This window comes from Companilactobacillus futsaii JCM 17355 (assembly GCF_001435505.1).
GTDB classification, from domain to species: Bacteria; Bacillota; Bacilli; order Lactobacillales; family Lactobacillaceae; genus Companilactobacillus; species Companilactobacillus futsaii.
Genome location: NZ_AZDO01000091.1, coordinates 1 through 515 on the forward strand (window position 1 = coordinate 1; position 515 = coordinate 515).

Consider the following 515-nt stretch of genomic DNA (forward strand, 5'->3'; position numbering starts at 1 on the left):
TTCAAAACAAGTACATCTTGTTCAACAATTGCTTCTAAACAAGGCTTCAAGACAGTTATTGGGAAATGTTTTTTGACTAGTTTTTTTAATTCACGTTCAAAAGATTTGGTCTGTTTAATTTGCATCTAACTTATCGATCCAATCTTCAAAGTCAGTCAATGAACCAATGTTTTTGACCTGCCCTGTTTCTGCTTCTTTTTTAGCGGCTAAGGCTTCCGGAGAATCTAAAAAGCTGACTAATCGAACTTCATTATTGGCCGCTTTAACTAACGATAAGCGTATATACTCAGAAACGGTTAGCCCTTGTTTTGCTAGATTAGCTTTAGCCCGTTCACTAATGTCAGGTGTTACACGAGTTGAAATTGTCTTGTTTTTAATAATAGTATTACTCATTCTAATCCGCCCCTTTCAGTTTACCATCGTACTACATTATAATATTCGATTTTTAGGTTTTCTGCAACTAAATTAATTTTAAAGTAAAGGAACTAACAGCTTATGCAACAAGTTGTCTTACC

Annotated in this window: 1 protein-coding gene and 1 pseudogene; both read right to left on the bottom strand. The window is 34.4% G+C overall.

All coding sequences use genetic code 11. From position 1 onward, the window contains the following. Positions 1–125: pseudogene (locus tag FC88_RS13140) on the bottom strand (type II toxin-antitoxin system YafQ family toxin); the annotation flags it as partial. Further along, positions 115–393: a plasmid mobilization protein gene (locus FC88_RS07375; RefSeq protein WP_003625288.1), complete on the bottom strand. Its 279-nt coding sequence runs from the start codon at positions 391–393 to the stop codon at positions 115–117. The pseudogene FC88_RS13140 and the gene FC88_RS07375, both read right to left, overlap by 11 nt. Between the last annotated feature and the right edge of the window lie 122 nt (positions 394–515).

Excerpts from the sequence above, each read along its gene's own strand:
- FC88_RS07375 (WP_003625288.1), bottom strand. The coding sequence starts at position 393 with ATGAGTAATACTATTATTAAAAACAAGACAATTTCAACTCGTGTAACA.